We start from the raw sequence: 25,731 nt of genomic DNA, 5'->3' as shown, positions 1-25,731 counted from the left end.
CTTTATTGTCATGAACATCGTCGAACTCTTCGTCAGGCGCCCCGTAGCAACCACGCTGCTGACCATCGGCATATCGCTCGCGGGCATCGGCGCGTTCTACAAGCTTCCGGTGGCGCCGCTGCCGCAGGTGGCGTTCCCGACCATCGCCGTGAGCGCGTCGGTGCCGGGCGCCAGCCCCGAGGTGATGGCCGCCACGGTCGCCACGCCGCTCGAGCGCGCCATGGGCCGCATCGCCGGCGTGACGGAGATGACGTCGTCCTCGTCGCTGGGCAGCACGCGCGTCATCCTGCAGTTCGACCTCTCGCGCGACATCAACGCCGCGGCCAACGAAGTGCAGGCCGCCATCCAGGCGGCGCGCGCCGACCTTCCGACCAGCCTCACGAGCAATCCCACGTACCGGAAGCTCAATCCCGCGGATGCGCCGGTGCTGATCATGGCGCTCACCTCGGAGCGCTTCACGCGCGGGCAGATGTACGACATCGCCTCCACCGTGCTCGCGCAACGCATCTCGCAGGTCTCCGGCGTCGGCCAGGTGACGGTGGGCGGCGGCTCGCTGCCGTCGGTGCGGGTCGAGCTGCAGCCGACGCTCATGAACAGCCTCGGCATCACGTTCGAGGACGTGCGCACGGCGATCGCCAACACCAACGCGAACAAGCCCAAGGGCTTCGTGGACGACGACAAGCGCCATTGGGAAGTGCGCGCGAACGACCAGGCGAAGACCGCGAAGGAATACATCCCGATCGTCGTCGCCTACCGCAACAACGCCGCGGTGCGCCTGGGCGACCTCGGCGCGGTCGAGGACTCGGTGCAGGACCTCCGCAACTACGGCGCGGCCAACGGCAAGCCCGCCGTGCTGCTGATCGTGAACCTGCAGCCCGACGCCAACATCATCGAGGTCGTGGACAACGTGCAGGCGCTGCTGCCCGAGCTGCGGGCGACGCTGCCCTCCGAGATCCAGCTGAACACGATGATGGAGCGCACCTCCACCATCCGCGCGTCTCTGAAGGAGGTCGAGCGCACGCTGGCGATCGCCGTGGGCCTCGTGATCCTCGTCGTGTTCGTGTTCCTGCGGAACTGGCGCGCCGCCCTCATCCCCACCGTCGCCGTCCCGGTGTCGATCATCGGCACGTTCGGGATCATGTACCTGCTCGGCTATAGCCTGAACAACCTCTCGCTGATGGCGCTCGTGATCGCCACCGGCTTCGTCGTGGACGACGCCATCGTCGTCCTCGAGAACGTGAGCCGCCACATCGAGGCGGGCCTCACGCCGTTCAAGGCGGCGCTGAAGGGCGCGCGCGAGGTGGCCTTCACCGTGGTCTCGATGAGCGTCTCGCTGGTGGCGGTGTTCATCCCGATCCTCTTCATGGGCGGCATCATCGGCCGGCTCTTCCGCGAGTTCGCGGTGACGCTCTCCGTGGCGATCGGCGTCTCGCTCGTCGTCTCGCTCACCACGACGCCGATGATGTGCGCGTTCCTGCTGAAGAAGGAGGACAAATCGAAGCCGCCGGGCCGCTTCGCGCGCTGGTCCGAGAACGGCTTCGACTGGCTGGTGCGCGGCTACGACCGCACGCTCGGCTGGGCGCTGCGCTTCCCGATCCTCGTGTTGCTCGTGCTGATCGCGACCGTCGTGCTGAACGTCTACCTCTACACGATCGTGCCGAAGGGCTTCTTCCCGCAGCAGGACACCGGGCGCGTGATCGCCAACATCCGCGCCGACCAGTCGAGCTCCTTCCAGGCCACGCGCGACAAGCTGCAGGAGGCGATGGACATCCTCATGGCCGATCCCGCCGTGGACAACCTCACGGGCTTCATCGGCGGGGGCGGCTTCGGAGCGCGCAACTCCGCCAGCATGTTCATCGCGCTGAAGCCGCTGAAGGAGCGCGGGCCGATCGACCCGGTGCTGACCCGCATGCGCGCCAGCACGGCGAAGATCGCGGGCGCCAACGTGTTCCTGAACCCCATCCAGGACCTTCGCGCGGGCGGGCGCGAGGCGAACGCGGCGGTGCAGTTCACGCTGCGCTCCGATGACCTGAACGTCCTGCGCGAGTGGGCCCCCAAGCTCGAGTACGCGCTTCGCGACCGCGAGGAGCTCACCGACGTGAGCAGCGACCAGCAGGCCCGCGGCCTGCAGACCTCGCTCGTGATCGACCGCAACACGGCCTCGCGCCTGGGCATCACGCCGCGCATGATCGACTCGACGTTGAACCTCGCCTTCGGCCAGGCCCAGGTCTCGACGATCTACCAGGACACGAACCAGTACAAAGTGGTCATGGAGGCTTCGCCGGAGTACGGCCAGAACCCGCAGACGCTGCAGATGGTGCACGTGCTCTCGCCCACCAAGGGGCCCATTCCCCTGTCGCAAGTGGCGCGCTTCGAGACCACGCTGGCGCCGCTTTCGGTGAACCACCAGGGCACGTTCGCGGCCACCACGATCTCCTTCAACCTGCAGCCGGGCGTGGCGTTGTCCGAAGCGCAGGACGTGGTGCGAGACACGATGGCGCGCATCGCCGCCCCCTCGAACATCTACGCGTCGTTCGAAGGCACGGCGCGGCAGTTCCAGGCCGGCATGGATAGCCAGCCACTGCTGATCCTGGCCGCCCTGATCACCGTCTACATCGTGCTGGGCATGCTCTACGAGAGCACGGTGCACCCCATCACCATCCTCTCCACGCTGCCCTCGGCGGGCGTCGGCGCGCTGCTGGCGCTGCTGATCTTCAAGGTCGAGCTCTCGATCATCGCGCTGATCGGCGTGATCCTGCTGATCGGCATCGTGAAGAAGAACGCCATCCTGATGATCGACTTCGCGCTCGATGCCGAGCGCAACCACGGCAAGCCGCCGGAGGAAGCGATCCGCGAGGCGTGCCTGCTGCGCTTCCGCCCGATCATCATGACCACGCTCGCCGCGATGCTGGCCGCCATCCCGCTCGCCGTCGGCTTCGGCGACGGTGCGGAGCTGCGCCGCCCGCTCGGCATCTCCATCCTGGGCGGGCTCCTCGTGAGCCAGCTCCTCACGCTCTACACCACGCCGGTGGTCTACCTCGAGATCGACCGCGCACGCCTGTGGGTGCAGCGCCGCTTCCGCCGCAAGGCGAAGACCGCTCCGCCCGCCGCCACCCTCGCCCCGCAAAGCCGATGAACCTTCGCCTTTCCCTGGTCTTCCCGCTCTTCCTGCTCGCGGCCTGCGCGGTGGGGCCTGACTACTCCAAGCCGGATGCCCCGGTGCCGCCCGCGTTCAAGGAGGCCGGCTGGAAGGTGGCCGAGCCGAAGGACACCGCGCCCAAGGGCAAGTGGTGGGAGGTCTACGGCGATCCGGTGCTGAACTCGCTCGTGGAGCAAGTCGAGGTCTCGAACTTCACGCTCAAGTCCGCCGAGGCGCGATATCGACAGGCCCGAGCGGCCGTCGATGCGGCGCGCTCGCAGCTCTACCCCGACATCGGTTACCGCGCGGGCGCAACGCGAGTCGACGGACGCAACCGCGATCTCGTGGACAGCTACTCGGCGGGTCTCGACGCGGGATGGGTCCCGGATCTCTGGGGACGCATTCGCCGCAACGTCGAAGCCAATCGCGCCGCGGAAGAAGCGAGCGCCGCGGATCTCGCGGGCGCGAAGCTCGCCCTCCAGGCGCAGCTCGCGACCACGTACTTCTCGCTTCGCGTGACCGATGCGGGCCGCGTCATCCTCGACGACACGGTGAAGGCCTTCCAGACCAACTACGACCTCACGCAGAACCGCTACCGCGCGGGCGTGGCCGCGAAGGCGGACGTGGTGCAGTCGCAACAGCAGCTGCTCTCCGTGCAGTCCCAGGTGCTTGACATCCGCGCGTCCCGAGCCTCGCTGGAGCATGCGATCGCCGTGCTGATCGGCAAGGCGCCGGCGGACTTCACGCTCGAGCAGATTCCCTTCAAGGCACGGCTACCCGACATTCCTGTTGGACTGCCGACGACGTTGCTCGAGCGCCGGCCCGACATCGCGGCGGCCGAGCGCCGCATGGCGGTTGCGAACGCGCAGATCGGCATCGCCCAGGCCGCGTACTTTCCCGATCTCACGCTCTCCGCCTCCGCGGGCACGGCGAGCGCCACGCTCGGCAAACTCTTCGATGCGCAGGGCCTGGTGTGGTCGGTGGGCGCGCAGCTCGCGGGCACGCTGTTCGATTTCGGCGCGAGGAGCGCGCAGGTGGAATCGGCCCGCGCGGGCTACGACGCGTCGGTCTCCGACTATCGCTCCACGGTGCTCACGGGCTTCCAGGAAGTCGAGGACAACCTCGCGACGATCCATTGGCTGGGCGAGGCCGCGGTGGTGCAGGAGCAAGCGGTGCGCGCGGCGCGCGAATCCGTGGCGCTCACCGTGAACCAGTACAAGGCCGGCACCGCGAGCTTCCTCGCCGTGGCGCTGGTGCAGGCATCGCAGCTCTCCGAGGAGCGCACGATGGTGCAGCTCATGGGACGCCAGCTCTCCGCGTCGGTGGCGCTGATCCGGTCGATCGGCGGCGAGTGGTAGCCGTCGCTGCGCTCTCGTGATGCAAACGGTGAGGAGGGCGAGGGGGTCGGTCGGGCTTTTTTCCTTCGGCGAGAGGACTGGCGAATGAACCGTTCGTGTCGGAGTGCGGCCAGGTGAAGCGGTCGTCGATCCCTGATCTACAGCCTTAGCAAGTGACATCGACACGAGGCATCCACCCGACTAGTCCACGGTCCGCCAGATCCGGGGGCCGAAGGACAAAAGACCGACCGACCCCCTCGCCCTCCTCGCCGTTTGCATCGCGAGAAGGAGGAACTCAGTCCAGGCGAGCTTCCTCGAGGACCCAATCGCGGAAGCGAGCGAGATCGCCGCGGCCGCGAGCGGCATCGGGCGTGACGAAGTAGTAGGCGTACTGCGACGGCATCGGCGCATCGAAGGGAATCGCGAGGCGCCCCGCTTTCACGTCCGGCCTCACCAGGGTGCGCAGCGCGAGAGCAACGCCAAGCCCGTCGGCCGCCGCTTCGATCGCGAGCGAGCCGTCGGTGAAGTGCGGGCCGCGCAGCGGATCCACGCCGTCCACATGGGCCATCGCGAGCCACTGCTTCCACGTCGGGCGCGCGCGCTCGTCGGGCACCGTGTCGTCGTGGATGAGCGTGTGGTGGCGAAGGTCCGCGGGCTCCGTGAGCGGGTTGTCGCCCTTCAGCAGGCGCGGGCTGCACACCGGAACGTATTCGGCCTTGAGGATGCGATCGACGCGCGCGCCCCGGTAATCGCCGGCGCCGTAGCGAATGGCGATCGTGTCGTCGCCGCCTTCGATGAACAGCGGATGGCCCGGGTCGGAGCGGCCGTCGATCATGTCGAGGCTGCTCGTGAGGCGAAGGTCGATGTCGGGGTGCGTCGCCGCGAAGCCCTGCAGGCGCGGCAGCAGCCAGCGGGTGGCGAAGCTGGGCGGCGCACTGACGATCAATGGCGAAGCCGCGTCCGTGGGCTTGCGCACGAGGGCCATGGCCTCGGCGAGCGCCTCCAACCCCTCCCGGACCTGCGGCAGCATCGCCGCGCCGTGGGGCGTGAGGGTGAGTGCCCGCACGCGCCTGTGGAAGAGCGGGACGCCGAGGTGGTCCTCGAGGAGCCGGATCTGCTGGCTGATCGCCGACGGCGTCACGTGGAGCTCCTGGGCGGCGTTCTTGAAGCTCAGGAGGCGTGCCGCGGCCTCGAACGCCCGGAGCGTTCCGAAGGGGGGCACGCGGTTGACGGCATCCGCGATGGACAAGCCCTGCTGTTTCATGGGTAAGTATTCATCGCTTGTTGCACTGCAACATGGACACTATATTCCTTGCATGGGTTCAAGTAAATCGGCAAAGGGCCGGTCGAACTTAACCCCTTGATTTCCCACAAGGAGATGGCCAAATGAACGAGAACATCCGCATCCAGAGACTCATCCGCGAGGCCCGTGTGCAGCGCAGCGCCGACGTGGGGATTGCCCTGGGCGAGTTCCTCGCCGACCTGTGGATCGGGACGGCCGAGATGTTCGGCAAGCTCCCGGCGTCGCGCAATCCCGGCACCCTCACCCGCGTCCAGAAGACCTCCCCGGCGCGTTGACTGGAACCGCGCGGCCCCCGGGCCGCGCCGGAACCCACCGACCTCCCGCGGAAACGGACCGCCAGGTCCGACACACCGCCCCGCCACGAGCACTTCCTCGGCCTGGGGCCCGCGGGGTTCCATCGCCTCCATGCCACGTCGTGGGGCGATCCCGGCAATCCCCGCGTCGTCGTCTGCGCCCACGGCTATAGCGGCAACGGCCGCGACTTCGATTTCCTCGCCCGCGAACTCTCGCGCACGCACCGCGTTGTGTGCCCCGACGTCGCGGGCCGCGGCGAGAGCGGATGGCTCGGCTCCGCGCTCGAGTACAACTTCCCGCAGTTCCTGACCGACATGAACACGCTCCTCGCGCGGCTCGACGTGCGCGAGGTCGATTGGGTCGGCACCTCGATGGGCGGCCTCCTCGGCATGCTGCTCGCGGCCCAGCCCAACACGCCGATCCGCAGGCTCGTGATGAACGACGTCGGCGCCTTCCTGCCCATGCCCGCGCTGCAACACATCTCGCGCAACCTCGAGGCGCCGCGAAGCTTCAAGTCGCTCGCGGCCGTCGAGGCGCACCTGCGCAAGACGCGCCGCGAATGGGGCGAGATCTCCGATGCGCAGTGGAAGGAGCTCGCGATCCACGGCTCGCGGCGCGTCGAATCGGGATACGCCATCCATTTCGATCCCGCGATCGCGCGCATGGTGGGTCCGATGCCGCTGGCGCCCGGACTCTTCTTCTGGGACGCTTGGCAGCGCGTCACGTGCCCCGTGCTGCTGCTGCGCGGCGCGGAGTCGGATGTGTTCCCGCGCATGGTCGCGGAGTCGATGCTGCTGCGCCATCCCGAGGTCGGGCTCGAGGAGATTCCGGGCTGCGGGCATGCGCCTTCGCTCATGAACGAAGCGCAGGCCGCGCTCGTGCGCGGCTTCCTCGGGGCGCCGGTACACTGGCGCGATGAAGACAAGCTTGTTGCTGCTGCCCGGGCTGTTGTGTGACGCCCGCCTCTTCGCACCGCAGGTCCACGCCCTCTCCGATATCGCCTCGCCGGTCGTCGCCGACCTGACCGGCGCCGACACGATCGCCGCGCTCGCGACGTCCGCGATTGCGCGCATGCCCGCAGGACGCTTCGCCGTGGCCGGGCTTTCGATGGGCGGATACGTCGCGCTCGAAGTGATGCGCCAGGTGCCGGAGCGCGTCTCGGGCCTCGCCCTTCTCAACACCAACGCACGCGCCGACTCGCCCGAGTCCATCGCCAACCGGCATCGCCTCATGGCGCTCGCGGACAAGGACTTCCCCGCGGTGAACACGACGCTGGTGCCGAAGCTGCTGCATCCCGATCACGTCGCCAATGCCTCGCTCGTGAAGGGGCTGGACGACATGGCGGCCGCGGTCGGCGTGGAGGGATTCAAGCGCCAGCAGCGCGCGATCATCGGGCGCATCGACAGCCGAGCGCACCTCGGAGCGATCCGCGCGCCCGCGATGGTGCTCGCCGCGCGCGAGGACGCGATCATGCCCTTCGAGGTGAGCGAAGAGATGGCCAGCGGCATCCCCGGCGCCGTGCTCGAGATCGTGGAGCACTGCGGCCACATCTCGTCGCTCGAGCAGCCCGAAGCGGTGAGCGCGAGGCTGCGCGCATGGATGCAACGCATCGCTGGCTAGCGCCCGACGGCGCCTCGATCTTCTACCGCCATTGGCGCCCCGCGAAGCCGCGTGGCGCGATCGTGCTGCTGCACGGCGTCGCGAGCAACGCCACGCGCTGGTGGGAATTCGTCGCCGACACGCGGCTTCGCAAGGACTGGTCGCTGATCCGCATCGACCGCCGCGGCCAGGGCGAATCCGTGTGGCGCAAGCCCGCGGGAATGCGCGAATGGTGCGACGACATCGCCGGCATCCTCGCCGCCGAAGGCTTCGAGCGCGGCATCGTCGGCGGCCATTGCCTCGGCGCCAACATCGCGCTCGCGTTCGGCGCGCTGCATCCGGCGCGTGCTCAGGGCTTGCTGCTGGTCGAACCCTTGCCGCGATCGTCCCTCATCGGCGTGATGGATCGCACGGCACGATTGCGGGGATTGCTCCACGTGCTCTCGGGCCTCGCCCGCGTCTTCAATGCGCTGGGCATCTACCGCCGCCACCTGCCGCAGCTCGACCTCGAGGAATTGGACGGCCGTACGCGCGCGGCGATGGCAGGCGGTGCTTCGGAGGGTGGAGCACTCGACCTCTACGCCGCGCCGCTGCTCGACCTGAAGACGCTTCCCAGCGGCAGCTACTTCCGCGACCTCCTCGCGGTGACGGGCGAGCTGCCGCCGTTCGAATCGATCGCCACCCCGGCGCTCGCGATGCTCTCGCGCCACAGCACGTTCACCGATCCCGCGGCCACGCGCTCGGCGCTGGCGAAGCTTCCCCGGTGCGACGTGATCGAGCTCGAGGCGAAGCACTGGATCCCGATGGAGTGCCCGAAGGAAATGCGCGAGGCGATCGAGACCTGGATCGCGAATAAAGTGGTCTGACCCCTTTATTGCTAAGCTGCAGGCCATGTCGAACCTGCCCATTCTTTCCCTGCTCGAGACGCGCGTGGTCGGCGTGCTGGTCGAGAAGCAGCACACCGTTCCCGACACCTATCCGCTCACGCTGAACTCGCTCGTCTCCGGCTGCAACCAGAAGACGAGCCGCGACCCCGTCATCGAGGCCAGCGAGGCCGAGGTGCAGGCCGTGATCGACCACCTGAAGGCGCTCTCCCTCGTGGTGGAGTCGAGCGGCGGGCGCGTGATGCGCTACGCGCACAACGCCGGCAAGGTGCTCAACGTGCCGGGCCAGTCGGTCGCGATCCTCGCGGTGCTGTTCCTGCGAGGTCCGCAGACGCCCGGCGAGCTGCGCATCAACACCGACCGGCTGCACAAGTTCGGCGACATCTCGGCGGTCGAGGGCTTCCTGGACGAGCTGGCCGAGCGCGGCTTCGTGCGGCAACTGGCGCGCCAGCCGGGATCGCGCGAGGCGCGCTGGGCCCACCTGCTGTCCGGCGAATCGGCGATTCCCGCCGCAGCGGCAACTGCCGAATCATCCCAGCCGGCCCGTGACGGGGATTCGCTCACGGCGGGCGAGCTGGCGGCGATCAAGGCGAACGTCGATCACCTCCAGGCGGAGGTGGCGAGCCTCAAGGAAACCGTGGCGCGGCTGTGCAAGGAACTCGGCGTGCCGCCGCTGTCATAGGACGCACCACGCGCACAACCCAGGAGAAAAAGATGCAAGTCACACTTGGCCCGCTCATCTCGCTCATCGCCGGCGTCCTCATCCTCATCATGCCCAAGCTGCTCAACTACATCATCGCGGTCTACCTGATCGTGGTGGGCATCGTCGGGCTCTTCGGGCCGATCAACCTCAAGTTCTGACGCGCGCTCAGCGCCAGCCGCCCACGGATTCGCGCGCGGCCTGGTTCAGCGGGCGCGCGACCAGCCCCGTGGGCGAGACGCTCACCGCGTAGGTGGCGCCGTCGGCCATGGGGACGAACGTCGAGCTTCCGTACAGCGCGTCCACCCAGGGCACATACGTCTTGCTGCGCCGGGCGAGGTCCCAGACGTCCACGGTGTCCGGGGGCGCGAGGGCGTGCACCGTGCGCGGCGCGGTCTTCTCCCTCGCGATGTCCGTATAGCGGCCGCTCAGCCGCTCCAGGCGGTAGGCCGTGTCGAATCCGAGCAGCGTCGCCGTGCCGGTCCACTTGAGCAACCTTGCATCGACCTGCCACTCGTCCCCGAGCAACTCGAACTCCTGCACCACCGCCGACGGGTAAGTGACCTTCGCCTGGAAGTGGCGGTCGCCGATGCGCTTCAGGCCCACTTCCATCGCGGGCTGCTCGTGCGTGAGACGCGAGTAGGTCATGAGCGTTCCGCCGAGAAGGCCCACGGCCGCGGCCGAGGCGGCGAGGAACATCGAGAAGAGCAGGTGCGCTCCGCCGGCGAGGACGCGCCCGCGGCGCCAGCGCTCCATCGCGAAGGCGAAGAACAGCGCCGCGAACAGCGCGCAGACGATCGTGACGCTCAGGATGAACATGGTTCGATTATGCTCGCACGCATGGATGCCTCGACGCTCACCGCCTGGGTCGGACGGACCGAAACGATCGAGGACACGATCGCCGCCGCGCCGGTGGCGGCCCTGGCCGCCCTCCTCGACCGCGACGATCCGCCCCCGAAACCGGGCGACGCGATCCCGCCGCTCGCCCACTGGTTGTACTTTCTACCGGTCCATCGCCAGTCGCAGGTCGGTCCCGACGGGCATGCGATCAGAGGCGAATTCCTGCCGCCGGTTCCGCTGCCGCGAAGAATGTGGGCGGGAAGCCGCATCGAATTCCGCCAGGCGCTACCGATCGGTGCGGCGGCAACTCGCCTGTCACGCATCGCCGACGTCAAGGTGAAGGAAGGGCGCAGCGGCACGTTGGTCTTCGTCACCGTGCGCCACGAGATCTCCGGTCCGGCGGGCCTCGCGATCGTCGACGAGCACGACATCGTCTATCGCGGCGACACGGGCAAGGCCGTGGCCGATCCAGCTCCCGCGCCGTCGAACGAAACCTGGTCGCGCACGATCGAGCCCGATCCCGTCCTCCTCTTCCGCTATTCGGCCGTGACCTTCAACGGGCACCGCATCCACTACGACCTGCCGTACGTGACGAAAGTCGAAGGCTATCCGGGGCTCATCGTGCACGGGCCGTTGATCGCCACGCTGCTGATCGACCTCCTGCGGCGCAGCCTTCCCGGCGTCGACGTGAAACGCTACGCGTTTCGCGCGATGCGCCCGCTCTTCGACACCGCAGCCTTCGAAGTCTGTGGCCGCCCGGGCGAAGGCGCCGCGCAGGCGAATCTCTGGACGCGCGACGCGGACGGCGCCGTCACGATGCAGGCCGAAGCGTCCTGGTGATCCCTTGGATACCGATGTCCTGATCGTCGGTGCCGGGCCCACGGGGCTGATGCTCGCGAACCAGCTCGCGCGCCGCGGCGTACGCGCGCGAATCATCGATCGCCACGCGGGCCCTTCGCGCGAGACACGCGCCCTCGGCGTCCACGCCCGCACGCTCGAGATCTACTCGCACCTGGGCGTGATCGATCGTGCGCTCCAGCTCGGCAAGAAGGGCACGGGCGGCGACATCTGGGCGAACGGCAAGCACACCGGACGCATTCCGCTCGGCGACGCGGGCAGCGGGATCACGCCGTACCCGTACATCCTCGTGCTCGGCCAGGACGACAACGAACGCATCCTCGGCGACCGCCTGCGCGACTGGAACGTCGCCGTCGAATGGAATACGGAGCTCACCGCCCTCGAGCAGCACACGGACCATGCGAGCGCGACGCTGAAGATGCCCGATGGCACGTCCCGCACGCTCGATGCCGCGTGGATCGCGGGCTGCGATGGCGCGCACAGCGCCGTGCGCGAGCTGAACGGCATCGCATTTCCAGGCGCACCGTACGAGCACGTGTTCTACGTGGCCGACGTGGAGATGACCGGCACCATGGTCCCGGACGAAGTGAACGTCTACCTGTGGCGCGCGGGCTTCCACCTGTTCTTCCCCATGCGCGGGAAGGACCACTGGCGGATCGTGGGCATCGTGCCGGAGGGAATGCGCGAGAGGAAAGACCTCGGGTTCGACGACGTCGTGCCGTCGATCCAGGGCGAGTCGGAGTCGGCCCTGTCGTTCCGCACGTGCTCGTGGTTCTCCACGTATCGCATCCACCATCGCAGCGCAGAGCGCTTCCGCGACCGCCGCTGCTTCGTGCTCGGAGACGCCGCGCATATCCACAGCCCCGTCGGCGCGCAGGGCATGAACACCGGCCTGCAGGACGCGTACAACCTCGCCTGGAAGCTGGCACTCGTCGTGCAGGGCCGGGCACCCGAGTCGATGATCGATACGTATGCCGAAGAGCGCATGCCGGTCGCGAAGCGCCTGCTGGACACCACCGATCGCGCGTTCCGCGTCGTGGTCTCGGACAGCTGGCTCGCGGGGTTGCTGCGCACCCACGTGCTCGCGCGCGTGGCGGCGATGGCGATGAGCAACCGGCGCATCCAGAGGGCGGCGTTCCTCACCGTCTCGCAGACCGGTATCCACTATCGCGGGCGGTCTCTGTCCACGGACCTCGCGGGATTACCGCACGGAGCGCCGCACGCGGGCGATCGCTTCCCGTGGCTCAGGCTCAAGCTGCGCGCAGGCGGCGCCGTCGAGGATGTCTTCGCGCTCGACGACACGCGCTGCCATCTGCTTGTGTTCGGCCAGCCGCTGCCGAAGGACCTGCCGTCGTACGCTGGCCTGCTGGAGGCGCACGAAATTCCGGACGATCCCGCGAACGACGCCGTGCTCGCCGAATCCGGCATCGCGAAGCCTTCGTTCTACCTGGTGCGCCCCGACGGGCACATTGGCCTCTGCGGCACGCGGCTCGAAACCGCGGAGCTGCAACGCTACTACGGCACGCGCGTGCTCGTCGCCGGGCCGATGCCGTAGATGAGGATCTCGCACGGCTCGGTCTTCGCGCCGTCGTAGTGGACCTTGCCGCCGTAGTGCACGGTGACGCTCCCGGGTGGCATCGCCTTGGTGCTCTCGGGATCGAACTTCTCCCCGGTGCCGATCCACCACGTTCCCGAAAGGACCACGATCACGCGGTCGTTCGGATGGAAGTGCGGCCGGCTGAAGGAGCCGGGCTTGAAGCGGTTGCGCACCGCATACGGCCCGGGCTTTGCGGGATCGCCATAGAGCACGGCGCTGCTCAAGCCCGGATTCGCGGAGCTCTCGGTCCAGGTGAGGTCCGCGGGCATCTTGTAGCCCAGCACCGCGGGATCCGGCTCCGCGGCCGTGGCGCCGGCCGCGAGGGCCAGCGCGACACTGGAGAGTGCGATTCGAATCGGGAACGCGTGCATGGCTTCCTCCCCTATTTGAGCTTGCGGTCCTCCCGCTTGGCTTCCTGCATCGCCTCGGGCTCGAGCTCCTCGGCGTAGCGGTTGAGGCGAACGAACCAGCCCCAGCCGATCAAGAGTACGCCCACGGAGACGACCAGCGCCGCCGCGGGGAAGAGCTGCGCGGGATCCTCGTGCGCGCGGAACGTCGCCACCAGGCCTTCGATCGCGAGCGCCACCACGATCACCACCAGGAATCGCGAGAGGAAGCGGCGCACGCGCGTCGGGCCGCTCACGTGGGCGCTGCGCACGACCTCTTCCTCGGTGATCGTCTGCGAGATCTGCAGCGCCACCACGGCGGCGGCGAGGAGACCCACGGCCTCGATGATCTGCTGCGCGTCGCCGCGGCCGAACTCTCCCGCGAAGGCGCTCCAGCCGAGCCGGGCCGCGATCGCGATCAGCATCAGCGCCGCGCCCGCGAAGAGCGCCGCCATCACGCCGTGGATGAGGGGGAACGCCTTCAGCAGCGTCTTCATCGGCCGGTTCTCGTTCATCGTTGTTCTCCTTTTATCTTGAACCGCGTGTACTTCCAGCTCAGCGTGGCGCAGTTGGGACAAGCGCGCGGGCCGTTGGTTGCGGTATCAGCCTTCCCACTCGCGCCAGCCTTCCACGAGCGGGAAGTACAGGCCCAGCGAGCCCGGCGCGCCGCGGAACGCGGGGACGTAGCGCGCCATCTGGCCGGCGTAGCGCTCCTTCTCCGAGTCCAGGAACGCCTCGAGGTCGCCGCCCTCGTGGGACGAGGTCTTGTAGTCGACGATCCACGGCCGGCCCTCGAACGTGAAGAGGCGGTCGATGACGAGCGTGCGTACGCCGCCAGGCGCGGGCACGCGGATACGGTATTCGCACTTCGCATCCGGATGCGGCCCGAGGATCCACCGGCCGCGGTCGTGGGAGATGGCGCCCTGCACCGCCGCGAGCACGCGCGCCACGGCGGCGTCGCGCCCTTCGTTGGGAACGCCCAGCCGGGCGAGCTCGCGCGAAACGCGGAGCGCGAGCGACGCCACGCGCTTCCCGTCCCACCGGTCGAGGCCTTCGACCGCGATCCGCTGCAGCCAGCCGTGCGCCACGGTGCCGATATGGCGCGCCGACGGATCGGCCCACACGTATTCGATCGGCCGCGATTCGTCGAGCGGCTGCGGCGGCGCCGTGCACGCCGGTTGTGGCACGCGCACGGCGAGCACCGACACATCGAGCGTGCGCAGCTCCGTGCGGATCTTCTCTTCCTCCGCTGGCGGGATCGGGTCCGCCATGAAGCGATCCACGGCCCGCAGGAAATCGGGCTCCGCCGCGCTCCACGCCTTGCCGAGCAGCGTGGTCGCGGGCGCCTTGCGGGGTACTCCGCGGCCGTCCTTCACCTCGAGCCGCGCATAGCCCATCAGGTGCAGCCGCTTCTCCGCCCGCGTGGCGGCGACGTACAGCAACCGCTCCAGCTCGTGCTGCGACGCGGATTTCTCCAGCGCGCGCAGGTAGTCGTACGCGGGCTCGCCCGGATCGCGCGCCGGCCGGATCGGTGCCATCAGCATGCTGCCGGAGGCGCGCGCCTTCCACGCGAACAACGGCCGGTCCGATCCCCGCGGGACCCGATCGAGCCCCGGCACGATCACGGTGCCGAACTCGAGGCCCTTGGCCTTGTGGATCGTCATGATCTGCACGCGCGCGTCCTCGCCGGTATCCGGCGCGGCGTAGAGCTTCTCGAGCTGCTCGTTCAGCATGCCGGGATCGGGGAGCTCGCCGGCATGCTCGAGCTTGTCGAGCTGGTCGAAGAAGGTCTCCGCATCGTCGAGGTCGCCGGCCGTGAACGCACACGCCGGACCGCCCAGCGCGAGCCATGCCGCTTCGACCCGTTCCCTCAAGGTTCCGCGCAGGCGGTGCACGACGAACGGCTGGAGCGCCGAACGCACGCGCTCCATGCGCTGCCGGCCCTCGTGACTCAAGCCAGCGGATCGGGCGGGGTCGTTCATGAGCTCCCACACGGTCCTGCGGTTGCCCTCGCGCGTCACCTCGCCGCCGGTAAGCGCCTGGAGATCGGACAGGCGCATCGCGCACCACGGGGCGCGCAGCAGCCCGAGCCACGCGACGCGATCGGAGGGATGCGAGAGCGCGCGCGTGACGGCCAGCAGGTCCTGGATCACCTGCCGGCCCTCGAGCGGCTCGATGTCGACGGCGCGGAACTTCACCTTCGCGCCGCGAAGCTTGCGCACGATCCAGTCGAGATGCGTCCGCGCGCGGACGAGGATCGCGATCGTTCCTTCGGGCTCGAGCGCCAGGGCTTCGTTCACGAGGCGCACCACTTCGTCCGCCTCCCGCTTGTGCGCCTCGGCCTGGTCCGTGCCGAGGAACGGATGCCACGTCACCGCGGGAAGGAGCTCGCCCGGATGGTGGGCCGCGGACGGCGAATACTCGACCGCGCCCGCGTCCGGATCCTCGCTGCCGCGCAGGATGTTCGGGAAGTGCTCGTTCACCCAGTGCACGATGCCCGCGCGCGAACGGAAGTTGGTGCGGATGCGCACGTCTTCCAGCGGCACATTGGGCAGGCCGTGCGTGCGTGCGCGCAGGAAGAGCGCGACGTCGGCTTCGCGGAAGCGATAGATGGACTGCATCGGATCGCCCACCAGGAACACGGTCCGTCCATCGCCCGGCTCCCAGCCGCCGGTCAGGCGATGCAGCAGGTCCCACTGCGCGTGCGACGTGTCCTGGAATTCGTCGACGAGCAGGTGGCGGATCTTCGTGTCGAGCGCCAGCAGCAAGTCGGTGGGTTGCTCATCGGTTCCCAGCGCGAGGACGGCGTGCTGCGCGATGCCGGCAAAGTCCATCTCGCCGCGCTCGGCGAAGACCTCGCGCAGTTGCTGGTCGGCGATCGGAAGCAGCGCGACCATCGCGCCGAGCGCGCTCCACTGCTCGTCGGAGTACGTGGCGGGAGGCATCCGGCGCACGGCGTCCAACGCCTTGCACAGGCCCGGGACCTCGGCGAGCTGGCCCAAGAGCTCGATCATCCCTTCCTTGAATGTGCCCGCGCCCTTTTCCGGTGGGAAGCCCACGCCCTTGTCGACGGTCTTCCGGAAGCGCGCTTCCTTCACGAGCATCATCGCGGCGAGCGCGCACCAGCTGTCCGCGCCGGCTTCGTCGGGCGCGGGCAGGCCCGCCATGTCGACGAGGCGTGCGATCAGGGAATCCGGATTCGTTCGCGAAATGTTGTCGCTCGCATAGCGCCCGAGGCGCGCGAGCGGCGCGGCGAGGTGCCGCGGGAACGTCGCATGCACGCTGCCGAGGATGCGCGCGCGCTCGATCCGGAAGCCCGCCTCCAGCGACTCGCGCGCGTTGTGGTCGCCGTGGAAGTCGTTCACGCGCTTCAGCCACTGGTCGCGCTTGCCCAGCATGGACTGCAGAAGGTCCCGAGCCGTGGCCCACTCGCCGTCGAGGTGGTCCAAGACTCGCGCGACATCGCCCGCGGTCGCATCCGCGCTGTCGACGAGCGCCAGCGTACGCTCCGCCGCCTCGCGATAGAGCTCGCGTGCATCGTCGATGATCGCGGGCGGCGCCCCGAGGCGCGAGAGCACCGGCATCTGGCGCGCGAGCGAGGCCGAGAGCGAATCGATCGTCTGGATGCGAAGCCGCGCGACGTTGTCCAGGATGTCCCAGTGCTGCTCACTGTCGCGCGCCAACACGTCGCTCGCGAGCTTGTACGTCAGTGCCTGGTTCGCCTCCCTCGGCGCATGGCCCACCCGCGCGAGTTGCAGGGCCTCCAGCACTCGCCGGCGCATCTCGGCCGCGGCCTTCCGCGTGAACGTGATCGCGAGGACTTCCTCGGGCTTGCCCACGGTCGCGAGCAACCGCAGGTAGCGCTGGATCAGCAGCCCCGTCTTCCCGGAGCCCGCCGGCGCCTGGACGATCAGCGAGCGCTCGGGATCGAGCGCCTTCGCGCGCTCGGCGGCGTCGACGATGTCCGGCCCGCTCATTCGGCCTCCTCGTCATCCTCGCGGCTGCTCTCCGCGAACTCCTCGCCTTCGTCGAGGGCGCCGAGACGCTCGTGCACCCGGCATAACGACTTCAAGTCACAGCGTTCACAGGTGCGCAGCAATTGCTTCGGATCGACACGCGCGTCGCCCGCGGCGAAATTTTCGCCGAGCGCGGTGACCTGCTCGCCCCAGAAACGGAAGAGGCCGCGCCAGTCGTCCGCGTATTTCTTCGCGATCGCGTGCTGCTGCGGCACCTTCACGCCGTCGATGCCGGTGTCGGCGTCCTTCGAAAGGCCGGCGAAGCCGCGGTCACCCGTCTTCAGGCGCGCGAACGCGACGGCGCGCACGTCGTCCACGCCCAGCGTCAGCGCGTAGAGCGGGAGCTGCGCGTCGTCGGGCGGCTCGCCCAGCCACGAGGCAATGCTGACCCGCCCGGACTTGTAGTCGAACACCGAGATGCCGCCCGTCTCGAGGCGGTCGACGCGGTCGATGCGTCCGTCCAATTGCAACGGGCCCGCGTCGAGCTTCATCTCCTTTTCGCGCAGCGTCACCGTGAACGGCGTGGTGCGCAGGCTCTCGAGCTCGAGCCATTCGATCGCGACCTGGGCGAGCCGCTTCTGCTCCAGCTCGGCGAACTTCCCGTCGAGACGGCCCGGGCGGTCCAGCGCGACCTGCTTGATCGCATGGCTTGCCGCTTCGAGCGCAAGCGACTGGAGCGCTTCCGCTCCGGAGGCCCTCAGCGTCGCCTGGTCCTTCAGGACTTCCCAGATGCGTCCCATCATCTCGTGCAGCAGCGTGCCGCGCTCGAGCGGACCCAGGCCGTGCTCGGGACGCTCCAGCTCGTGCGCGTCGAGGCGAAAGTGCGCGAAGGAACGGAACGGGCACGCGGCCTGGTCGACGAGGATGCGCGATCCGCCCTTCACGGCGGGCGACGCGACGCCGGGCCCGTTGTCGTCGTGCGGATAGCTCATGGCCTTCCGGCCGCCCGCCTTGAAGAGCGCCGTGCGCAGCTGCGCGTACTTGGGAATCCCCAGCTTCGCGACGTCAGTGGCATCGAGGACGGCGATCAGCGGGCTCGGCAGCAGCTCGCGGTCCCCGTCGGCGCGGGCCGTACTGAAGACGACTTCGCGCGCGGCGAGCTTCCAGCCGGCGGTGATGCGGCGGTCGATCTCGAGCGCCTGCTCCGGGCTCGCCTGCGGAATGCCGGCCTTGCGCTGCAGCGACGGCGCGATCAACGGATGCGGGCGTGCGCTGAGCGGCCACTTGTCCTCGGTCAGCCCGCAGATCCACAGGTGGTCGAAATCGAGGCCCGCCGATTCGAGCAGGCCCAGCACTTGGACCGGCGCGGCGCCGGAGCGCGGCTGGAAGAGCGTCTCCGCGCAGGTGCGCTGCAGCCGCGAGCGCGCCTCCGCGCCACTCCAGGGACCGGCGACCAGACCGAGCGCGGCCAGGCCGGAGAGCGCGTCGCGCCACTTCTCCAGCGTCTGGTACTCGTCGGAGTCGAGCGTCCGCTCGCCGGGGAATCCCGCGGCCTTGAGGATCTCGCTGAAGCGTTTTGCCCAATCGTGGGGGGCCGCGCGTGCCGGCCCGCGCGCGGCATCCACGACACGGTCGAGAAGGCCCAGCAGCCGCGGGCATTCCGGCGCGTGCTCGCGGCGGACCGCCTGCGAGATCGCCGTGCGCAGGCGGTTCAGCGTGAGCGATGCCGGCGCCATGCGGCGCAGCGCCGCATCGAGCCGGGCACGGTCGCCGAGCTCGCCCTCGGCGTCCGCGAGGAACGGCGAGCGGATCAGCCGGCTCGCGCGGTCGAAGTCGAACGGCCCGGCCGCGAGCTCGAGCAACGCGAGCGCGGCATCGACCAGCGGGTATTGGGACAGCGGCTCGCCGAGCGACAGGTTGAAGAGCGGTGCACGACGCTCGCCGGGGGCCACGCCGGCCGGCGCGAAGGTGCGCGAGAAGATGCGGGCCGCTTCGCGGCGGCGCTGGGCGAGATCGGGGATCACGATGCCGATGCGGGGCGACCTCGCGCCCTTCGAAGCCTCCAGGCGCGCTCGAGCCCAGCGCGCCGCGTGCTCGAGCTCGTCGCGCGGAGTCTGCACCTCGACGCGCGCAGGCACCGCGTCGCCCGGCGGCGTGGGTTCCTCCGAAACGTGGACGGTGACGCCCGCGCGCTCCAGGGCGTCCACGAAATCGCGCTGCTGGGGCGTGAGCAGGTCGAACGCGTAAAGCACGAGGGCATGCGGCAGCGGGATCGCACCGAGATGCGCCGCCACCCGCGCGGGCAGGCGTGCCGCTTCCGCAAATCCGTCGCGCGCGGTGCGGCGGACGTACTCCTCCGCCCATTCGACGAAGGCTTCCGCGTCCTCGCCCCGCGCCTCGCCGCCCAGCGCGCCTTCGATGCGCCACGCGTGGGCCAACGCCCAGGCGTCGGCAGCGAGTGCCGCGGTCGACGGAATGGAAACCAGCTCGCGCCCCCAGCGGCTGGCGCGGATCGCTTCCTCCCACAGGAGCCGCGATGCGGGGTCCTCCAGGACCACCGGCAGTTCGGCGCCTCCGTCGGCGTGTGCCGCCTCGTCGTAGCAACGCTGGACGAAATCGGGGAAGGCGAGCACGTCGGGCGCTTCCCAGGAAGCCTGCCCGGCAGCGACGTGGATCGCGTCCACTTGCGCCACCAGCCAGTCGGCGAGCCGCCGATTCGGCGTGAGGACCGTCAGGCGCTCGGCATGGCCCCGCAGGAGCCGCTCGAGAAGGGCCGCACGGGCGATTCCGGGAAAGGGCATCGCCGAATGATAAGCCGCCGGCGGGAATCCCTTGCGCCTGCCCTACGGTGGAGTAGGCGGATTCCGACGCGTGAATCGGTTACAAGCGACGAGCCTCGCGGTCTTGCAATCCGGATACTGGCCCCATATTCAATGCAAGCCCTTGGAGCATCACCATGCAACGCCGTGACGGATACGCCGCAATCGCCTACCTCGCCGTGCTCGTCGCCGCGACGCTCTGCCTGGGCGTCCTCATCGCCGACGAAGGCAACGCCGTTCCCGAGGTCTACGCGAGCCTGATCGCACACTGACGTCCCCCGCGTGCCTATAATGGGCACGCTATGGACGAAGCACTGCAACTGGCGCGAGCCCAGTTCGGGCTGAACATCGCGTTCCACATTCTCTTCCCCACGCTGACGATTTCGCTCGCGTGGTTCCTCTTCATTTTCCGCGTCCTGTACCAGCGCAATCGCGAGCCCGCCTGGCTCGCGACCTACCAGCTCTGGGTGAAGATCTTCGCGCTCACGTTCGCCATGGGCGTGGTGACCGGGATCGTGATGTCCTTCCAGTTCGGGACCAACTGGCCCGGCTTCATGAAGAAGGTCGGCGCGATCGCCGGCCCGCTCCTCGGCTACGAGGTCCTGACCGCGTTCTTCCTCGAGGCGACGTTCCTCGGGATCATGCTGTTCGGCATGAACCGCGTGCCCGACTGGGTGCACATCACCTCGGCGTTCCTGGTCGCGGCCGGCACCTCGCTCTCGGCCTTCTGGATCCTTGCGCTCAACTCGTGGATGCAGACGCCCGCCGGGCACGTGCTGGACGGCAACCAGTACATCGCCGCCGACTGGTTCGCGGTGATCTTCAATCCCTCGTTCCCCTACCGCTTCGTACACATGATGTGCGCCTCGGCGATCACCGGCTCGTTCGCGGTGGCCGGCCTCTCCGCGTGGCGGCTGCTGAAGGCGCCCGGCGACATGGGGGCTCGCCGCACGATGCGCGTGGGCATCCTCTTCGCCGCCTTCTTCGCGCCCGTGCAGGCCTTCGTGGGCGACCAGCACGGCCTGAACACGCTCGAGCACCAGCCGGCGAAGGTCGCGGCCATGGAAGGCCTGTGGGAGACGCAGAAGGGCATTCCGCTCGTGCTCTTCGCGATCCCCAATGAACGCACGCGCAGGAACGACTACTCGATCGAGATCCCCAAGCTCTCCTCGCTGATCCTCACGCACTCGCTCGACGGTGAAGTGAAGGGCCTGAACGACTTCAAGGACAACCCGCCGGTGGGCCCGGTGTTCTACGCGTTCCGCGTGATGGTCGGCATGGGCATGATCATGATCGCGCTCGCGTGGCTGGGCGCCTGGGTTACACGACGCGCGAAGCTCGCTCCGGTCTGGGCGCTCTGGACCTTCGCGGGCTTCACGTTCGCGGGCTGGATCGCGACGCTCGCCGGCTGGATCGTCACCGAGATGGGACGCCAGCCCTGGCTCGTCACCGGCTTGCTGCTCACCAAGGACGCCGTGGGCGACATCTCCGGCGCGCAGCTCGGCGCCAGCCTCACCGCATACGTCCTCACGTACAGCGGCATGCTCGTGGCGTACATGATCGTGCTCACGCACATGGCCGGCAAGGGCGCCAGGGTCGCGGAGAAGGAAGTGGCCCAGGCCGGAGCCGCGCTGGTTCCCGGAGCGGCGAAATAGCATGGACATGCCGCTCATCTTCATGGTGCTGATGGGCGTCTCCGTCCTCGCCTACGTGGTGCTGGACGGCTACGACCTCGGCGTGGGCATGCTGATGCCGGCCGCCACCAACGAAGAGCAGTCGGTGATGGTCTCCTCGATCGGCCCGTTCTGGGACGCGAACGAGACGTGGCTCGTGCTCGGCGTGGGCATCCTGCTGATCGCGTTCCCGGCGGCGAGCGGCATCGTGCTCGGTGCGCTGTACCTGCCGGTCGTCGCGATGCTCGTGGGCCTCATGCTGCGCGGCGTGGCGTTCGAGTTCCGCATGAAGGCGCTCGGCTGGCACCGCGACCTCTGGAACTGGCTCTTCTGGGCGGGCTCGTTCCTCGCCTCGTTCTGCCAGGGCGTGATGCTGGGCAGCTACATCACCGGCTTCGAGCGCAGCTTCTTCAACTACATGTTCAACGTCGTGGTCGGCGCCAGCGTCTGCGGCGGCTATGTGCTGCTGGGCTCGACGTGGCTCATCGGCAAGACCGAGGGCGACCTGCAGAAGAAGGCCGTGCTGTGGGCGCGCTGGGGACTGCTGTGGGTGGCGCTCGGCGTCGCGCTGGTGAGCATCGCGACACCGCTCATCAGCGCCACGGTGCGCGGCAAGTGGTTCGACTTCCCCTCGACGCTCGCGCTGATGCTGCTTCCGGCGGCGAGCCTCGCGGCGTGGATCTGGGTGTGGCGCGGCGTCGGCCGATTCCGCAAGGGACACGCCGTGCACGACTGGCAGCCGTTCGCGGGCGTGGTCGCGATCTTCTCGATCTCGTTCCTGGGGCTCGCCTACAGCCTCTTCCCCTACGTGGTGATCGACCGCCTCACCATCTGGGAAGCGGCCGCGCATCCGTCGGCGCTCAAGGTGACGCTGATCGGCGCGCTCATCGTGCTGCCGTTCATCGTGGGCTACACGATCGTCGCGTACCGCGTGTTCGGCGGCAAGGCCAAGGCCGGCCTGTACGACTGAGCGCGATATAAAGGGCGGGACGTCTTTTCGAGCAATAAAGGGGTCAGGACAACTTATTCGTACGCTTCTTTTTTCGAATAAGTTGTCCTGACCCCTTTATTGCTCTGACCCCGTACGGCTTTGACTAGCGGTGCTTGACGAGGATGGTCTTGCGGTTCTGCTTGTCCCACTTGAGCGTGACCTTGCTGATGTTGGCCGGCTCGATGTCGTACCAGACCGGCTTGCCGCCGTCGGCGTACACGGCCCTCACGTCATAGGACTGCACCTTGGCCGTGGGCTTGAAGGTGATCTTGCGGGTGTCGCCGTCCTTCATCGGGGACTTGAGGATCTGCTTGCCCCAGGTGTCCTTCTTGCCCGGGCTCACATAGAGCTCCTTGATCGTGAACCCGGTCTGGTTCTCGATCGTGAAGTCCATGTCCGATTCGGCGGATGCAGCGGGGGCGAGGAATGCACCCGCGAGAAGCAGTGTGGCGCCAGCCATCTTGGTGAAACCGATCATTCTTATTCTCCCTTATCGATGGTCGCTCCCCGAGGAGGGGGTTCGCGAGCCTTGCGGCGCGGTCAGTCTGCGCCGGACGGGAGAAGGCGTCTACTTCTCGAGCAGCTGCCGCTTTTCCTTCACGTCCTTCCACGCGTCGGCATCCGGCGGGCCGGGCTTGCGCTCGACGATGGGCTTCCACACCTTGGCGAGCTCCGCGTTGAGGGCGATGAAGTCCTTCTGGTCCGCGGGAACGTCGTCCTCGGCGAAGATCGCCTCGACCGGGCATTCGGCCACGCACAGCGTGCAGTCGATGCACTCGTCCGGGTCGATCACGAGGATATTGGGGCCTTCACGGAAGCAGTCGACCGGGCACACGTCCACGCAATCGGTGTACTTGCACTTGATGCAGGACTCGGTGACCACGTACGTCATGACGGGCAGGCCTCTCTGAAGGGACACGAATTTTACCAGACGGATCGAAGGCCTCCCAACCCGTGCTTTGCCACCTCCGCAGGGATTGGCCTAAAATGCCCTCCATCTCGCGCCCCCTTGAACCCTTCGCGGCGCATCCCCAGATCCCAGCCAGAGGCACCCCCCGTGAGCGAAAACATCACCCATATCACCGACGACAGTTTCGAGGAGCAGGTCCTGCAATCCCAGCTGCCGGTCCTCGTGGACTACTGGGCCGAATGGTGCGGCCCCTGCAAGATGATCGCTCCCGCGCTGGACCAGATCGCGCAGGAGTACGCGGGCCGCCTCAAGATCGCCAAGCTCAACATCGACGAGAACCAGGCCACGCCGCCCAAGTACGGCATCCGCGGCATCCCGACGCTGATGATCTTCAAGAACGGCAACCTCGAGGCCACCAAGGTCGGCGCGCTCTCGAAGACGCAGCTCGCCGCGTTCATTGACAGCAATATCTGAACCCGATAGATTGAGCTTCATCCTGGCTGTTCGCTCGTAACAGTCTTCTTCCGCGACCCGCAGCACCCCCCGCAGCCAGGCAATCCCCCCGGACTCACCCGCTTCACCCCCGCCCGTGCGGTCATTCCGGGCTCATTCATGTCCCCTGATGTAGGTCTCCCCGGCATGTACTTATCCGAACTCAAGCTCAAGCACGTCCAGGAGCTCGTCGACATGGCCAATGTGGCCGAGCTCGAGGGCGCCAACCGGCTTCGCAAGCAGGAACTGATCTTCGCGCTCCTGAAAGCACATGCGAAGAAAGGCGAGGCCATCTTCGGCGACGGGACCCTCGAGGTCCTCCAGGACGGCTTCGGCTTCCTGCGCTCGCCGGACACCAGCTACCTCGCCGGCCCGGACGACATCTACGTCTCCCCCTCGCAGATCCGCCGCTTCAATCTCCACACCGGGGATTCGATCGAGGGCGAGATCCGCACGCCGAAGGACGGCGAGCGCTACTTCGCGCTGGTGAAGGTCGACAAGGTCAACGGCGAGCCGCCCGAGAACGCGAAGAGCAAGATCCTCTTCGAGAACCTCACGCCGCTGCACCCGGATGAATCGCTCGTCCTCGAGCGCGACATCAAGGCCGAGGAAAACCTCACCGGCCGCGTGATCGACATCATGGCGCCCATCGGCAAGGGCCAGCGCGGCCTCATCATCTCGCCGCCCAAGGCCGGCAAGACGGTGCTGATGCAGCACATGGCCCACGCCATCACCTCCAACTATCCCGAGTGCGTGCTGATCGTCCTGCTGATCGACGAGCGCCCCGAGGAAGTGACGGAGATGACCCGCACCGTCAAAGGTGAAGTGGTCGCCTCCACGTTCGACGAACCGGCCACCCGCCACGTGCAAGTGGCCGAGATGGTGATCGAAAAAGCCAAGCGCCTGGTCGAGCACAAGAAGGACGTCGTGATCCTGCTGGACTCGATCACGCGCCTCGCCCGTGCCTACAACACCGTGGTGCCGGCCTCCGGCAAGGTGCTCACCGGCGGCGTGGATTCCAACGCCCTGCAGCGCCCGAAGCGTTTCTTCGGCGCCGCGAGGAACGTCGAGGAAGGCGGCTCGCTCACGATCATCGCGACGGCCCTCATCGACACGGGCTCGCGCATGGACGACGTGATCTACGAGGAATTCAAGGGCACCGGCAACATGGAGATCCACCTGGATCGCAGGATGGCCGAGAAGCGCGTCTATCCCTCGATCAACGTGAACCGTTCCGGCACCCGCCGCGAGGAGCTCCTGATCGCCCCGGAGATCCTCCCCAAGGTCTGGGTGCTCCGGAAGCTCCTGTTCGGCATGGACGAGCTGGAAGCCACGGAATTCCTGCTGGACAAGCTCCGGGCCACGAAGAACAACGACGAGTTCTTCAACGCCATGAAACGCGGCTGACCGGCCGCCGGAAGCCCCCCGGAACCCCCTTTCCGGGGCCGTCCCGGGCCCCCCGCGGCCCGGAATTTTCCAGCAGTTTCGCGGCCTTACGTATTCCCGGCCTCCGCAAGGGGGGATTAACGTCCAAGCTATTGCTTTGATTGACGTTTTCCGGGATAATGGCTTTCTTTACCTCGGCGCTCCGAACTCACACGAGCCCGAACTGCTCCCGGCGAAAGGCGCGAAGAAGATGAAAGCAGGTATCCACCCCAATTACCGCGAGGTCGTGTTCCTCGACACCAGCTGCGATTTCGGCTTCGTGACGCGTTCGACCGTCGCGACGAGCGAGACGATCAAGTGGAAGGACGGCAAGGAATATCCGGTCTACAAGATCGAGATCTCCGCCGAGTCGCACCCCTTCTACACGGGCAAGCAGAAGATCGTCGATACGGCTGGCCGCGTCGACAAGTTCAAGAAGCGCTACGCGAAGAAGCCCGCCGCCGGCAAGGCCGCGCAGTAATCGCTTCGCTCCGCAAGAAAAGGCAGCCTTCCGGCTGCCTTTTTTAT

At 68.0% G+C, this 25,731-nt stretch carries 24 protein-coding genes; 16 read left to right on the top strand and 8 right to left on the bottom strand.

Annotated features, from left to right (window positions below):
• Positions 1-10: 10 nt before the first annotated feature.
• Together DSM104443_RS04260 and DSM104443_RS04255 are read left to right on the top strand one after the other, a co-directional pair.
• Entirely contained in the window at positions 11-3,136 is a 3,126-nt protein-coding gene (locus DSM104443_RS04260) for a multidrug efflux RND transporter permease subunit (RefSeq protein ID WP_171089770.1), read from the top strand.
• Entirely contained in the window at positions 3,133-4,497 is a 1,365-nt protein-coding gene (locus tag DSM104443_RS04255; protein ID WP_171089768.1) for an efflux transporter outer membrane subunit, read from the top strand. The genes DSM104443_RS04260 and DSM104443_RS04255 overlap by 4 nt, the downstream gene beginning before the upstream one ends.
• A gap of 274 nt (positions 4,498-4,771) precedes the next feature.
• On the opposite strand, the gene gcvA is transcribed toward DSM104443_RS04255, so the two are convergent.
• Positions 4,772-5,740 (bottom strand): transcriptional regulator GcvA, encoded by a 969-nt coding sequence (gcvA, locus tag DSM104443_RS04250; RefSeq protein ID WP_171089766.1) that lies wholly within the window; start codon positions 5,738-5,740, stop codon positions 4,772-4,774.
• A 122-nt stretch (positions 5,741-5,862) separates the two neighbouring features.
• Between gcvA and DSM104443_RS04245 the strand changes: the two genes are divergently transcribed.
• Genes DSM104443_RS04245 through DSM104443_RS04220 form a run of 6 tightly spaced genes read left to right on the top strand, consistent with a single transcriptional unit; the run spans position 5,863 to position 9,417 of the window.
• Positions 5,863-6,054: a hypothetical protein gene (locus DSM104443_RS04245; RefSeq protein WP_171089764.1), complete on the top strand. Its 192-nt coding sequence runs from the start codon at positions 5,863-5,865 to the stop codon at positions 6,052-6,054.
• On the top strand, positions 6,055-7,029 hold the full coding sequence (locus DSM104443_RS04240) for an alpha/beta fold hydrolase (protein ID WP_171096209.1): 975 nt from the start codon (positions 6,055-6,057) through the stop codon (positions 7,027-7,029).
• A complete protein-coding gene (locus DSM104443_RS04235; RefSeq protein WP_171089762.1) occupies positions 6,989-7,693 on the top strand; it encodes an alpha/beta fold hydrolase in 705 nt (234 codons plus the stop codon). Before DSM104443_RS04240 ends, DSM104443_RS04235 begins: the two co-directional genes overlap by 41 nt.
• Positions 7,669-8,538 carry an alpha/beta fold hydrolase gene (locus DSM104443_RS04230; RefSeq protein WP_171089760.1) on the top strand — a complete coding sequence of 290 codons (870 nt, stop codon included), beginning with the start codon at positions 7,669-7,671 and terminating at the stop codon, positions 8,536-8,538. Before DSM104443_RS04235 ends, DSM104443_RS04230 begins: the two co-directional genes overlap by 25 nt.
• A 25-nt stretch (positions 8,539-8,563) precedes the next feature.
• The gene (locus DSM104443_RS04225) at positions 8,564-9,238 is read left to right on the top strand and encodes a YceH family protein (RefSeq protein WP_171089758.1); all 675 of its coding nucleotides are present in this window, start codon (positions 8,564-8,566) and stop codon (positions 9,236-9,238) included.
• Positions 9,239-9,270: 32 nt separating this feature from the next.
• Complete coding sequence (locus DSM104443_RS04220; protein ID WP_171089756.1) at positions 9,271-9,417, top strand: DUF3096 domain-containing protein; 147 nt, start codon at positions 9,271-9,273, stop codon at positions 9,415-9,417.
• Between the two features lie 7 nt (positions 9,418-9,424).
• On the opposite strand, the gene DSM104443_RS04215 is transcribed toward DSM104443_RS04220, so the two are convergent.
• Positions 9,425-10,075 carry a cation/multidrug efflux pump gene (locus DSM104443_RS04215; RefSeq protein ID WP_171089754.1) on the bottom strand — a complete coding sequence of 217 codons (651 nt, stop codon included), beginning with the start codon at positions 10,073-10,075 and terminating at the stop codon, positions 9,425-9,427.
• Positions 10,076-10,084: 9 nt separating this feature from the next.
• On the opposite strand from DSM104443_RS04215, the gene DSM104443_RS04210 reads away from it, so the two are divergent.
• Together DSM104443_RS04210 and DSM104443_RS04205 are read left to right on the top strand one after the other, a co-directional pair.
• Positions 10,085-10,936: an HTD2 family dehydratase gene (locus DSM104443_RS04210; protein WP_171089752.1), complete on the top strand. Its 852-nt coding sequence runs from the start codon at positions 10,085-10,087 to the stop codon at positions 10,934-10,936.
• A 4-nt stretch (positions 10,937-10,940) separates the two neighbouring features.
• Entirely contained in the window at positions 10,941-12,509 is a 1,569-nt protein-coding gene (locus DSM104443_RS04205) for an FAD-dependent monooxygenase (RefSeq protein ID WP_171089750.1), read from the top strand.
• Here the strand turns inward: DSM104443_RS04205 and DSM104443_RS04200 are convergent.
• The 4 genes from DSM104443_RS04200 to DSM104443_RS04185 all read right to left on the bottom strand — a co-directional run bounded on the left by DSM104443_RS04200 (position 12,470) and on the right by DSM104443_RS04185 (position 19,694).
• Positions 12,470-12,922 carry a cupin domain-containing protein gene (locus tag DSM104443_RS04200; protein ID WP_171089748.1) on the bottom strand — a complete coding sequence of 151 codons (453 nt, stop codon included), beginning with the start codon at positions 12,920-12,922 and terminating at the stop codon, positions 12,470-12,472. The genes DSM104443_RS04205 and DSM104443_RS04200 overlap by 40 nt on opposite strands.
• Before the next feature lie 11 nt (positions 12,923-12,933).
• Positions 12,934-13,452, bottom strand: a complete 519-nt coding sequence (locus tag DSM104443_RS04195; RefSeq protein WP_246232506.1) for a hypothetical protein — start codon at positions 13,450-13,452, stop codon at positions 12,934-12,936.
• A gap of 87 nt (positions 13,453-13,539) precedes the next feature.
• Entirely contained in the window at positions 13,540-16,914 is a 3,375-nt protein-coding gene (locus DSM104443_RS04190) for a UvrD-helicase domain-containing protein (protein WP_171089746.1), read from the bottom strand.
• Complete coding sequence (locus tag DSM104443_RS04185; RefSeq protein ID WP_171089744.1) at positions 16,911-19,694, bottom strand: PD-(D/E)XK nuclease family protein; 2,784 nt, start codon at positions 19,692-19,694, stop codon at positions 16,911-16,913. The genes DSM104443_RS04190 and DSM104443_RS04185 overlap by 4 nt, the downstream gene beginning before the upstream one ends.
• A 155-nt stretch (positions 19,695-19,849) precedes the next feature.
• Between DSM104443_RS04185 and DSM104443_RS22005 the strand changes: the two genes are divergently transcribed.
• Genes DSM104443_RS22005 through DSM104443_RS04175 form a run of 3 tightly spaced genes read left to right on the top strand, consistent with a single transcriptional unit; the run spans position 19,850 to position 22,355 of the window.
• Positions 19,850-19,984, top strand: a complete 135-nt coding sequence (locus DSM104443_RS22005) for a hypothetical protein (protein ID WP_281359547.1) — start codon at positions 19,850-19,852, stop codon at positions 19,982-19,984.
• Between the two features lie 30 nt (positions 19,985-20,014).
• Positions 20,015-21,367 (top strand): cytochrome ubiquinol oxidase subunit I, encoded by a 1,353-nt coding sequence (locus tag DSM104443_RS04180; RefSeq protein ID WP_171089742.1) that lies wholly within the window; start codon positions 20,015-20,017, stop codon positions 21,365-21,367.
• 1 nt (position 21,368) lies between these two features.
• Complete coding sequence (locus tag DSM104443_RS04175) at positions 21,369-22,355, top strand: cytochrome d ubiquinol oxidase subunit II (RefSeq protein WP_171089739.1); 987 nt, start codon at positions 21,369-21,371, stop codon at positions 22,353-22,355.
• Positions 22,356-22,479: 124 nt separating this feature from the next.
• Here DSM104443_RS04175 and DSM104443_RS04170 read toward each other — a convergent pair whose 3' ends face one another.
• Complete coding sequence (locus tag DSM104443_RS04170; RefSeq protein ID WP_171089737.1) at positions 22,480-22,854, bottom strand: hypothetical protein; 375 nt, start codon at positions 22,852-22,854, stop codon at positions 22,480-22,482.
• Between the two features lie 90 nt (positions 22,855-22,944).
• A complete protein-coding gene (gene fdxA, locus DSM104443_RS04165; RefSeq protein ID WP_171096205.1) occupies positions 22,945-23,268 on the bottom strand; it encodes a ferredoxin FdxA in 324 nt (107 codons plus the stop codon).
• Positions 23,269-23,433: 165 nt separating this feature from the next.
• Here fdxA and trxA point away from each other — a divergent pair, with 165 nt between their 5' ends.
• The 3 genes from trxA (at position 23,434) to DSM104443_RS04150 (ending at position 25,684) form a co-directional block, all read left to right on the top strand.
• Entirely contained in the window at positions 23,434-23,760 is a 327-nt protein-coding gene (trxA, locus tag DSM104443_RS04160; RefSeq protein ID WP_171089736.1) for a thioredoxin TrxA, read from the top strand.
• A gap of 165 nt (positions 23,761-23,925) precedes the next feature.
• A complete protein-coding gene (gene rho, locus DSM104443_RS04155) occupies positions 23,926-25,185 on the top strand; it encodes a transcription termination factor Rho (protein ID WP_171089734.1) in 1,260 nt (419 codons plus the stop codon).
• 229 nt (positions 25,186-25,414) lie between these two features.
• Positions 25,415-25,684: a type B 50S ribosomal protein L31 gene (locus DSM104443_RS04150; protein WP_171089732.1), complete on the top strand. Its 270-nt coding sequence runs from the start codon at positions 25,415-25,417 to the stop codon at positions 25,682-25,684.
• The last annotated feature ends 47 nt before the right edge of the window (positions 25,685-25,731 follow it).

It is taken from the genome of Usitatibacter rugosus, assembly GCF_013003965.1.
Taxonomy (GTDB): domain Bacteria; phylum Pseudomonadota; class Gammaproteobacteria; order Burkholderiales; family Usitatibacteraceae; genus Usitatibacter; species Usitatibacter rugosus.
This window is presented reverse-complemented; position numbering and strand designations above follow the sequence as displayed.

What these genes read in the sequence shown, in the direction of transcription:
- DSM104443_RS04260 (WP_171089770.1), top strand. Translation starts at nt 11, where the DNA reads ATGAACATCGTCGAACTCTTCGTCAGGCGCCCCGTAGCAACCACGCTG.
- DSM104443_RS04255 (WP_171089768.1), top strand. Translation starts at nt 3,133, where the DNA reads ATGAACCTTCGCCTTTCCCTGGTCTTCCCGCTCTTCCTGCTCGCGGCC.
- gcvA (WP_171089766.1), bottom strand. Translation starts at nt 5,740, where the DNA reads ATGAAACAGCAGGGCTTGTCCATCGCGGATGCCGTCAACCGCGTGCCC.
- DSM104443_RS04245 (WP_171089764.1), top strand. Translation starts at nt 5,863, where the DNA reads ATGAACGAGAACATCCGCATCCAGAGACTCATCCGCGAGGCCCGTGTG.
- DSM104443_RS04235 (WP_171089762.1), top strand. Translation starts at nt 6,989, where the DNA reads ATGAAGACAAGCTTGTTGCTGCTGCCCGGGCTGTTGTGTGACGCCCGC.
- DSM104443_RS04230 (WP_171089760.1), top strand. Translation starts at nt 7,669, where the DNA reads ATGGATGCAACGCATCGCTGGCTAGCGCCCGACGGCGCCTCGATCTTC.
- DSM104443_RS04225 (WP_171089758.1), top strand. Translation starts at nt 8,564, where the DNA reads ATGTCGAACCTGCCCATTCTTTCCCTGCTCGAGACGCGCGTGGTCGGC.
- DSM104443_RS04220 (WP_171089756.1), top strand. Translation starts at nt 9,271, where the DNA reads ATGCAAGTCACACTTGGCCCGCTCATCTCGCTCATCGCCGGCGTCCTC.
- DSM104443_RS04215 (WP_171089754.1), bottom strand. Translation starts at nt 10,075, where the DNA reads ATGTTCATCCTGAGCGTCACGATCGTCTGCGCGCTGTTCGCGGCGCTG.
- DSM104443_RS04210 (WP_171089752.1), top strand. Translation starts at nt 10,085, where the DNA reads ATGCTCGCACGCATGGATGCCTCGACGCTCACCGCCTGGGTCGGACGG.
- DSM104443_RS04200 (WP_171089748.1), bottom strand. Translation starts at nt 12,922, where the DNA reads ATGCACGCGTTCCCGATTCGAATCGCACTCTCCAGTGTCGCGCTGGCC.
- DSM104443_RS04195 (WP_246232506.1), bottom strand. Translation starts at nt 13,452, where the DNA reads ATGAACGAGAACCGGCCGATGAAGACGCTGCTGAAGGCGTTCCCCCTC.
- DSM104443_RS04190 (WP_171089746.1), bottom strand. Translation starts at nt 16,914, where the DNA reads ATGAGCGGGCCGGACATCGTCGACGCCGCCGAGCGCGCGAAGGCGCTC.
- DSM104443_RS04185 (WP_171089744.1), bottom strand. Translation starts at nt 19,694, where the DNA reads ATGCCCTTTCCCGGAATCGCCCGTGCGGCCCTTCTCGAGCGGCTCCTG.
- DSM104443_RS22005 (WP_281359547.1), top strand. Translation starts at nt 19,850, where the DNA reads ATGCAACGCCGTGACGGATACGCCGCAATCGCCTACCTCGCCGTGCTC.
- DSM104443_RS04180 (WP_171089742.1), top strand. Translation starts at nt 20,015, where the DNA reads ATGGACGAAGCACTGCAACTGGCGCGAGCCCAGTTCGGGCTGAACATC.
- DSM104443_RS04175 (WP_171089739.1), top strand. Translation starts at nt 21,369, where the DNA reads ATGGACATGCCGCTCATCTTCATGGTGCTGATGGGCGTCTCCGTCCTC.
- DSM104443_RS04170 (WP_171089737.1), bottom strand. Translation starts at nt 22,854, where the DNA reads ATGATCGGTTTCACCAAGATGGCTGGCGCCACACTGCTTCTCGCGGGT.
- fdxA (WP_171096205.1), bottom strand. Translation starts at nt 23,268, where the DNA reads ATGACGTACGTGGTCACCGAGTCCTGCATCAAGTGCAAGTACACCGAT.
- rho (WP_171089734.1), top strand. Translation starts at nt 23,926, where the DNA reads ATGTACTTATCCGAACTCAAGCTCAAGCACGTCCAGGAGCTCGTCGAC.
- DSM104443_RS04150 (WP_171089732.1), top strand. Translation starts at nt 25,415, where the DNA reads ATGAAAGCAGGTATCCACCCCAATTACCGCGAGGTCGTGTTCCTCGAC.